This window comes from Flavobacterium sp. (assembly GCF_044376915.1).
Lineage (GTDB): Bacteria > Bacteroidota > Bacteroidia > Flavobacteriales > Flavobacteriaceae > Flavobacterium.
In genome coordinates this window covers 1-9846 of the sequence record NZ_JBILKB010000071.1, presented here as the reverse complement: position 1 = coordinate 9846, position 9846 = coordinate 1, and the positions used below count along the sequence as shown (strand labels likewise).

Annotated in this window: 9 protein-coding genes; 7 read left to right on the top strand and 2 right to left on the bottom strand. The window is 36.1% G+C overall.

What is annotated here, in order from left to right; genetic code table 11:
* Position 1 precedes the first annotated feature (1 nt).
* The 5 genes from ACIQ6Z_RS07835 (at position 2) to ACIQ6Z_RS07815 (ending at position 5569) form a co-directional block, all read left to right on the top strand.
* The gene (locus tag ACIQ6Z_RS07835; RefSeq protein WP_396196693.1) at positions 2-943 is read left to right on the top strand and encodes a ribose-phosphate pyrophosphokinase; all 942 of its coding nucleotides are present in this window, start codon (positions 2-4) and stop codon (positions 941-943) included.
* Positions 944-992: 49 nt separating this feature from the next.
* Entirely contained in the window at positions 993-1595 is a 603-nt protein-coding gene (locus tag ACIQ6Z_RS07830; protein ID WP_396210351.1) for a 50S ribosomal protein L25/general stress protein Ctc, read from the top strand.
* Between the two features lie 144 nt (positions 1596-1739).
* Positions 1740-2306: an aminoacyl-tRNA hydrolase gene (pth, locus tag ACIQ6Z_RS07825; RefSeq protein WP_396210352.1), complete on the top strand. Its 567-nt coding sequence runs from the start codon at positions 1740-1742 to the stop codon at positions 2304-2306.
* 152 nt (positions 2307-2458) lie between these two features.
* Complete coding sequence (locus tag ACIQ6Z_RS07820) at positions 2459-4555, top strand: T9SS type A sorting domain-containing protein (RefSeq protein WP_396210350.1); 2097 nt, start codon at positions 2459-2461, stop codon at positions 4553-4555.
* A 72-nt stretch (positions 4556-4627) separates the two neighbouring features.
* Positions 4628-5569, top strand: a complete 942-nt coding sequence (locus tag ACIQ6Z_RS07815; protein ID WP_396210349.1) for a bifunctional riboflavin kinase/FAD synthetase — start codon at positions 4628-4630, stop codon at positions 5567-5569.
* Positions 5570-5604: 35 nt separating this feature from the next.
* Here ACIQ6Z_RS07815 and ACIQ6Z_RS07810 read toward each other — a convergent pair whose 3' ends face one another.
* Positions 5605-6993, bottom strand: coding sequence for a dipeptidase (locus ACIQ6Z_RS07810; RefSeq protein ID WP_396210348.1), 1389 nt, complete (start codon positions 6991-6993; stop codon positions 5605-5607).
* A gap of 145 nt (positions 6994-7138) precedes the next feature.
* On the opposite strand from ACIQ6Z_RS07810, the gene ACIQ6Z_RS07805 reads away from it, so the two are divergent.
* The gene (locus ACIQ6Z_RS07805) at positions 7139-7573 is read left to right on the top strand and encodes a regulatory protein RecX (protein ID WP_396210347.1); all 435 of its coding nucleotides are present in this window, start codon (positions 7139-7141) and stop codon (positions 7571-7573) included.
* 105 nt (positions 7574-7678) lie between these two features.
* Positions 7679-8725 (top strand): thiamine-phosphate kinase, encoded by a 1047-nt coding sequence (thiL, locus tag ACIQ6Z_RS07800; RefSeq protein WP_396210346.1) that lies wholly within the window; start codon positions 7679-7681, stop codon positions 8723-8725.
* A gap of 71 nt (positions 8726-8796) precedes the next feature.
* Here thiL and ACIQ6Z_RS07795 read toward each other — a convergent pair.
* Positions 8797-9846 (bottom strand): glycine--tRNA ligase (locus ACIQ6Z_RS07795; protein ID WP_396210345.1); only part of this gene is annotated, 1050 nt, incomplete at its 5' end.

The following is a 9846-nucleotide window of genomic DNA, read 5'->3' as shown; positions in this document are numbered from 1 at the left end:
CATGCTGTATCAAGAACCAGAAGCAAAAATTTTTGCATGTTCTCAAAGTGTGTACCTGGCAGAGCAAATTGCTGAAAAGTATGGCGCTCAACTGGGTAAAGTTACGTTCTCTACTTATAGTGATGGCGAATTTCAACCTTCTTTTGAAGAATCAATAAGAGGATTACGCGTATTCCTAGTTTGCTCTACTTTTCCTAGTGCCGACAATTTAATGGAATTATTATTAATGATCGATGCCGCTAAAAGAGCATCGGCCAGACATATTACCGCAGTGATTCCTTACTTTGGTTGGGCAAGACAAGACCGTAAAGACAAGCCAAGAGTGCCAATTGGAGCAAAACTAGTGGCTAAATTATTAGAAACTGCCGGCGCTACCCGAATCATGACCATGGATTTACATGCCGATCAGATTCAAGGGTTTTTTGAAAAACCGGTAGACCATTTGTTTGCTTCCACTATCTTTTTACCCTATGTGAGAAGTTTAAATTTAGAAAATTTAACCATCGCATCCCCCGATATGGGAGGTTCAAAAAGAGCGTATGCTTATTCTAAATTTTTAGAATCAGACGTGGTGGTTTGCTACAAGCAAAGAAAAAAAGCCAATGTTATCGACACCATGGAGTTAATTGGTGATGTTAAAGGCCGAAATGTTATTTTAGTAGACGACATGATTGATACCGGAGGAACCTTAGCCAAAGCGGCCGATGTTATGATGGAAAAAGGAGCTTTAAGTGTAAGAGCTATTTGTACACATCCGATATTATCTGGAGAAGCGTACGAAAAAATTGAAAATTCTAAATTGTTAGAATTAATTGTTACCGATTCTATTCCATTGAAGAAAGAATCGAATAAAATTAAAGTGGTGAGTTGTGCTCCCCTATTTGCAGAAGTAATGCATATGGTACAAAACAACACGTCTATTAGTGGTAAATTTTTGATGTAATCAAGAACAACCACCTGAATACGTATTTATTAATTATATATATTTTACAATGAAATCAATTACGATTAAAGGATCAGAAAGAGAAAACGTAGGTAAAAAGGCAACGAAAGCCGTACGTGATGCTGGAATGGTTCCTTGCGTTATCTACGGAGGAAATCAGCCAGTTCATTTTGTTGCAGACGAAAGAGCATTTAAAGATTTAGTTTACACTCCAAACGCACACACAGTTGTAGTTGAGTTAAACGGAACGTCTTATAATGTAATCATGCAAGACATTCAGTTTCACCCAGTTTCTGACAAAATTTTACACATCGACTTCTTCCAATTAAGCGACGATAAAGAAATCGTTATGGAAGTGCCTGTTAAAATTACAGGAACGTCTCCAGGGGTATTATTAGGAGGTGTTTTACGTTTAAACCAACGTCGTTTAAAAGTAAAAGCATTACCTAAAAACTTACCTGATTTTGTAGAAGCAAGTATCTCTGAATTAGAAATGGGAAACAAATTGTATGTAACTAAATTACCTACAAACAATTTTAAATTAATGCACCCAGATAATACTGTAGTTTGTCAAGTGAGAATTTCTCGTGCGGCAATGAAAGCGGCACAAGAAGCTGCCAAAGCAGAAAAAGGAGCAAAAAAGAAAAAATAATTCTTTTCCAATGCATACTAAAAGCATCAGTTGATACTGGTGCTTTTTTTTATACATTAAAGTTTCTAAACTTTATACTACTTTTACATCATGAATTGGTTTTTAAACATCTTTAAAATAAAGACACCAGTAGAGAACATTCCAATGAAAAAATTTTTAATTGTTGGGCTGGGGAATATCGGCTCAGAATATGCAAATACAAGACATAATATTGGCTTTAAGGTTTTAGACTATATTGCCAATCAAGAAGGCATTTCGTTTCAAACACTTAAATTAGGGGATCTGGCCGAACTCAAAATAAAAGGCCGAACAATACTCCTACTGAAACCAAACACCTACATGAACTTGAGCGGAAAAGCAGTTAACTATTGGTTGGAAAAAGAAAAAATTGAAAAAGAAAATCTTTTGGTCATCACCGATGATTTAAACCTGGCCTTTGGCACCATCCGCATTAAAACCAAAGGAAGTGATGGCGGACACAACGGATTAAAAAACATACAATTAGTACTCAATTCTACCGAATATCCCCGCTTCCGATTCGGGATTAGTGACGCCTTTAAAAAAGGAAAACAAGTCGATTATGTGTTGGGCGAATGGGACGACACCGAAAAAGAACAACTGAAAGAACGACTCGCACTAAGTGCCGAAATAGTGAAATCTTTTGCTTTGGCAGGATTAAACACAACGATGAACCAATACAACGGAAAATGAAAATTATTAAAATCACAAGATTACTATCGATAAACTAAAAAATTATCAATAGTAATTGTAAATAATTATAGTATTATTGGTTTATAAATTTTGAAATATTGTTTTTTAATTTAAATTTGTAGTTGATTTACTAATTAATCCCGAAAATACCCATGAAAAAAATTACCCTTTTATTACTAACTTTTATGGCCCTATTCTCTTATGGCCAAAACATAAAAGGAGGTAGAATTGTATTTGGAAAAACGATTTCTCCAGAAAATATTACCCCTGAAGGCTACATAAGATGTGCTTCAAACGAATATGAAGAATATTTAAAATTACAAAACCCAAAACTAGAAAGCAGAGCGCAATTTGAAAATTGGATGGCCCAAAAAATTCAAGAAGCAAACGCTATTCAAAATGTAAGTTCGCAAAGCGGCGGAATTATTTATATTCCTGTTGTCGTTCACGTAATTCATAATGGTGATGCTTACGGCGTTAGTGAAAACATTACCGACGAACAAGTCCAATCACAAATTACAGTAATGACCCAAGATTTTAGAAAAATGGTTGGAACCAGAGGTTTTAATACAAATGCAGTTGGAGCTGATGTTCAAATTGAATTTGTTTTAGCAAAAGTAGATCCTAATGGAAATCCAACAAATGGTATTGATAGAGTAAATTTATGTCAAGCAGCTTGGTCAACGACTGATATAGACAACATAGTAAAACCAACTACTATTTGGGATCCTACACAGTATATGAACATGTGGTCTGTAAATTTTTCAAATTCGCAATTGTTAGGATATGCTCAATTTCCTAGTAGCTCTACCTTAAGTGGTTTGAATGCAAATGGTGGTTTAGCAAATACCGATGGCGTTGTGGCTGGATTTCGATTTTTTGGAAGTTCAGACATTACAACTGGAGCTTTTAGCCCTCCTTATGACAAAGGAAGAACCATGACACACGAAGTAGGTCACTTCTTGGGATTAAGACACATTTGGGGAGATAATAGCTTGCCAGCATGTCCTGATACAAATACATACCTTGATGAAGATTTTTGTGCTGACACGCCTGCAGCAAGTAGTGCAAATTCTGGATGTCCTACAGGCACAAATAGTTGCCCATCAAATCCCGGAAATGATATGATTGAAAATTATATGGATTATACAAATGATGCATGTATGAATATTTTCACAAATGATCAAAAAACAAGAATAACAACCGTAATGAACAATTCTCCTAGAAGAGTATCCTTAAAAACTTCAACAAAAGATGTAGCTATTTCTTTGTTTGCAAATGATGCTGAAGTAAAAATTGAAAATACTTGTGGTACTGTTAATCCTACTTGTACAAACCCAAATCCAACTGCTCCTGCAAAAATTATTTCATTATATAATAGAGGAACATCTAACTTAACATCGGCAACCATTAGTTATTCTATGAATGGTGGAGCCAACCAAATTCAAAACTGGTCTGGAAATTTAGCCCCTAACAAATATGCTTTAGTAACGTTAACTAACTCTACAGTTAATGGTACTTTAAATGTTTCTATTACCTCGGTAAATGGTGTTGCCGATCAAAGAGCGTCTAACAACACAGCGTCTAAGGTTTTTGGAAATGCTACTGGCGCACTTGCATATGCTAATTCAACTTCTTTTACTTTCAATTTAACAGGAGACCGATGGGGTACTGAAATTGATTGGACGTTAAAAAATCAAGCGGGGGAAACGTTATATAGTGGTGGCCCGTATACAGATGCCGCTAATGATGGCACTCAAGTATTAGTAACCAATCAAGCATGGACATTGCCTGCTAACGGTTGTTATACTTTAACCGTTAATGATTCTTATGGCGAAGGCCTATTTGATGGCGTTGGTCAAGGTTTCTATACTGTAACTTCTGGAAGCACTACATTAGTAAATGTTACCGATTTTGTTGAAAGTGGAAACCCACCAAATACCCCAATTTCTAGAATAAGTTATTTTACAAATAACGCAGCACTTTCCAGTGAAGACTTTAACGCATTAGAAGACGTGAGCTTGTTTCCAAACCCTTCTAATGACTATTTCACCATTTACTTGCCTCAAAACATTCAAAGAGCTGGTAAACTTGAAATTTATAACAGCATAGGCCAACAAATTGCTGTGAAAGAAATTGCCTCTGACAATGATTTACGCATCAATGTTTCTAATTATTCAAATGGTGTGTATTTCTTAAATTTAACAATAGGTGAACAAACCAAAACGTTGAAATTTATTAAGAATTAATTATTTTAACTAATATTATTAAAAAAGGGTTGAACACGTTCAATCCTTTTTTATTTTTGTAAAAAATATACGTTGCAAGTCAGCCAATCCATAAACGCATTTTCTTCCACTAAAAAAACCATCGTTACTTTAGGTACGTTTGACGGGGTTCATTTGGGCCATCAATCCATTCTTAACAAACTACTCGAAGCTACAGAAAATGGCTTTTATGAAAGTGTCGTGCTCACTTTTTACCCCCACCCAAGGATGGTTTTACAACAAGAACATTCCCTTCAACTTTTGAATTCAATGGATGAAAAAAGAATGCTGCTTGAAAAAAGTGGAATTGATCATTTAATCATTCATCCGTTTGACAGTGCCTTTTCTAAATTAAGTGCAGAAGCTTTTGTGAAAAAAGTATTGGTAGAACAATTACAGATTCATAAAATAATTATTGGCTATGACCATCGCTTTGGAGAAAACAGATCGGCGAACATTACCGATTTAATCGAATTTGGAAAAAAATACAACTTTGAAGTAGCACAAATTAACGCCGAAGAAATCAACGAAATTGCGGTGAGTTCCACAAATATTCGTACAGCACTAGGCAATGGATCCATTCAACTTGCCAATAGCTATTTGGGCTACAACTATTTTTTTTCAGGCAAAGTAGTCAAAGGAAAACAACTCGGAAGAACAATCGGTTTTCCTACTGCAAATCTGGAACTACTAGAACCCTTTAAACTTATCCCAAAAAAAGGCGCTTACGTGGTGTATAGCACGATAAATAGTATCCGTGTTTTTGGCATGATGAACATTGGACACAATCCAACCCTGGGAGAAAATGAAAGAACCATTGAAGTGCATTTTTTAAATCTCAACGAAGATTTATATGATGCCGTTTTGTGTATATCACTACTTGATTTTATTCGTCCGGAGGAAAAGTTTAGTTCGGTCGAAGCGTTAAAATCACAACTCCAAAAAGATCGGGACTTTTCAAAAAAATATATAATTGATAATTTTCAAACTTCTTAACATAAAAAAATCCCGAATCACTTCGGGATTTTGTTTTAGGAATGCATCTCTGTAAAATACTTATAAAATAAAGGAATGGTTTCAATTCCTTTTAAATAATTGAATACACCAAAGTGCTCATTGGGCGAATGAATCGCATCGCTATCTAAGCCAAATCCCATCAATATGGTTTTGGATTTCAATTCTTTTTCAAACAAAGCTACAATAGGAATACTTCCTCCCGATCGCACAGGAATCGCTGGTACTCCAAAGGTTTCGGTATATGCTTTGTTGGCTGCTTTATAACCAACGCTGTCGATTGGTGTGACATAACCTTGGCCGCCATGATGAGGCGTCACTTTTACGGTAACAGCTTTTGGCGCAATACTTTCGAAATGATTTTTGAATAATTCGGTAATTTCTTCCCAATCTTGATTAGGTACTAAGCGCATCGAAATTTTAGCAAAAGCCTTACTCGCAATTACGGTTTTAGCACCTTCACCCGTATACCCCCCCCAAATACCATTCACATCTAATGTTGGACGAATCGAATTTCTTTCATTAGTTACATACCCCTTTTCACCATATACCTCATCAATAGCTAAAGCTTCTTTGTATTTTTCTAAAGAGAAAGGCGCTTTTGCCATTTCAGCTCTTTCTTCAGCTGAAAGTTCTTCTACTTTATCATAAAATCCAGGAATAGTAATATGGTTGTTTTCATCGTGCAACGAAGCGATCATTTTAGTCAACACATTGATTGGATTGGCAACAGCACCACCGTACAAACCAGAATGTAAATCTCTATTAGGTCCGGTAACCTCAACCTCAACATAGCTTAATCCTCTCAAACCAGTAGTAATAGAAGGTTGGGTATTGGAAATCATTCCGGTATCTGAAATCAAAATCACATCATTGGCTAATTTCTCTTGATTACGCGCTACAAACCATCCCAAACTTTTAGAGCCTACTTCCTCTTCCCCTTCGATCATGAATTTCACATTACAAGGTAAACAGTTGTTTTGAATCATGTATTCAAAAGCTTTAACGTGCATGTACATTTGCCCTTTGTCATCACACGCTCCACGTGCAAAAATAGCGCCTTCAGGATGTATGGCTGTAGTTTTGATTACGGGTTCAAAAGGAGGTGACGTCCACAACTCCAGAGGATCGGGCGGTTGCACATCATAATGCCCATAAACCAATACCGTAGGTAAATTTGCATCAATTATTTTTTCGCCGTAAACAATGGGATAGCCTGGTGTTTCACACAACTCCACAAAATCGCATCCAGCTTGCTCTAAACTGGCTTTTACCGCTTCGGCTGTAGCAACCACATCATGTGCATAGGCGCTATCGGCACTTACCGAAGGGATTTTTAATAATTCTATTAATTCATGAATAAAACGTTCTTTGTTCGCTTGAACGTATTGCTTTATATTTTCCATTGTTAGTGTTTGATAAAGTTCAAAAATACAAAAAATTAGCTAAAATTGATTCCGGATATAAATTCATAATCAAAAGCTAACTATTATTCTCTATTTTTGAAAGAAATATCAAACACACATAGCTTTGAAAGAAATTCAGAAAAAAATGGAATATTATTGTGCGTATCAAGAGCGCTGCTACAAAGAAGTAGAAGAAAAACTCTATTCGTATGCTATTACTGTTTCAGAAAAAGAAGCTATTTTAACTTATCTCATAGAACAAAATTTCATCAATGAAGAACGATTTACCCAAAGCTTTGTTCGCGGAAAACACAACTATAAATTATGGGGTAAAAACCGAATCATCAACGAATTGAAATTTAGAAACATCTCGTCCAGAATTATTGAAATTGCCCTCAAAGAACTTCCTGAAACCACTTATTTATCAAATTTTCATGCCCTAGCCGAAAAAAATTGGGAAAACAGTAGCGAAAAAAAAGGCCCCAAGAAAAGCAAAAAATTTGTCGATTTTTTACTCCGAAAAGGATATGAAACCCACTTAATTTTTGAGAAGCTGAAAGAATTAGAAAACAATCAATAAGTCGATGTGTCGATGATGTGGTAATTAAAATAATTGTCTAATTGGCATATTGTCTAATTGTCTCATTGCCACATTAACCCTATCTTTGCGCAAAACAAAATTTCCATGTTAGAAAATAAAGACCAATCCAGAACCAGTATATCACAATTGGGCGAATTTGGATTAATTGATCATTTAACTAAATCGTTTACCGTTCAAAAAGAATCGACCCTAAAGGGTATTGGGGATGATGGAGCAGTTGTGGATTTTGGTTCCAAAAAAGCAGTCATTTCAACCGATTTATTAATTGAAGGCGTTCATTTTGATTTGGCCTACATGCCCTTGCGCCATTTGGGTTATAAAGCCGTTGTGGCAAACGTATCCGATATTTGTGCGATGAATGCCACACCCACTCAAATTACGGTATCTATTGCGGTTTCAAATCGCTTTCCACTAGAAGCTTTGGAAGAATTGTTTGACGGAATTACGATGGCCTCAAAAGTATACAATGTAGAAGTTATTGGTGGCGATACTACTTCTTCTCAAAAAGGATTGATTATTAGTATTACAGCAATAGGTGAAGCAGATGCAGCCGATATTGTCTATAGAAATGGCGCACAAGTTTCCGATTTATTGGTGGTTTCGGGGGATATTGGTGCGGCATATATGGGATTACAAATCTTAGAACGCGAAAAACAAGTGTTTCAAGTGAATCCAAACAACCAACCCGATTTAGAGCCCTACACGTATTTAATTGAACGCCAACTCAAACCAGAGGCCCGAAAAGACCTGAAAGAACTGTTCGAAAAATTAGACTTCAAACCCACAGCCATGATTGATGTTTCAGATGGATTGTCCTCTGAAATCCTGCATTTGTGCAAACAAAGTGGTGTAGGTTGTAATTTATATGAAGAAAAAATCCCTGTAGATCCACAATTGATCAATGTTTGTGAAGAATTCAACTTAGACATCACAACGATTGCCTTAAGTGGCGGCGAAGATTATGAGTTGTTGTTCACTATTAAAATGGACGATTACGATAAAATTAAAGGGAATCCTAACTTCACGGTAATTGGTCACATGACGGCTGAAAGTGAAGGCATGCATTTGGTTACAAGAGCCAATACAAAAATTGCTTTGAAAGCGAGAGGTTGGAATGCTTTAAATGAGTAATTTTCTGTATTCAAAAAAAACAAACCCCAAATTTCAGATGAAATTTGGGGTTTTATCTTAATTCAATAGTATTACATTTTCATCAACCAATTTCGCATAGAAACTTCATTATTGATAATATCGCGTAAGTCTGAAATTTTCACGCGATCTTGTTGCATTGAATCTCTGTGACGAATGGTTACCGTTTCATCTTCTAAAGTTTGATGGTCTACTGTAATACAAAATGGTGTTCCCAATGCATCTTGTCTTCTGTAACGTCTTCCTACAGCATCTTTCTCGTCATACGCTACATTGAAATCCCATTTTAACTCTTCGATAATCTTATTGGCGACTTCTGGTAAACCGTCTTTTTTAACCAACGGTAAAACAGCTGCTTTTGTAGGCGCTAAAACCGATGGCAAACGCAATACGGTTCTGGTCGAACCGTCTTCTAAGGTTTCTTCACAAAGCGAATTGGAAAAAACCGCTAAGAACATCCGGTCCAAACCAACTGATGTTTCTATGACATACGGCGTATAGTTTGAATTGGTTTCATTATCAAAATACTGTAATTTTTTACCCGAAAATTGTTCGTGTGCTTTTAAATCGAAATCGGTTCTTGAATGAATGCCTTCTAATTCTTTAAATCCGAATGGAAAATTGAATTCGATATCAGCCGCTGCGTTGGCATAGTGTGCTAATTTTTCATGATCGTGAAAACGGTAATTTGCCGCTCCTAATCCCAATGATAAATGCCAATTTAAACGTGTGGTTTTCCAGTATTCGTACCATTTCATTTCTTCGCCTGGTTTCACAAAAAACTGCATTTCCATTTGTTCAAATTCGCGCATACGGAAAATAAATTGACGGGCTACAATTTCATTTCTAAACGCTTTACCCGTTTGTGCAATTCCGAATGGAATTTTCATACGGCCTGTTTTTTGGACATTTATGAAGTTGACGAAAATACCTTGAGCCGTTTCGGGACGTAGGTATAAATCCATTGCACTTTCTGCAGAGGCACCTAATTTTGTGCCAAACATCAAATTGAATTGCTTTACATCAGTCCAATTTTTTGAACCACTTTCTGGACAAGCAATTTCTAGTTCTTCAATTAAGGCTTTTACATCGGCTAGGTTTTC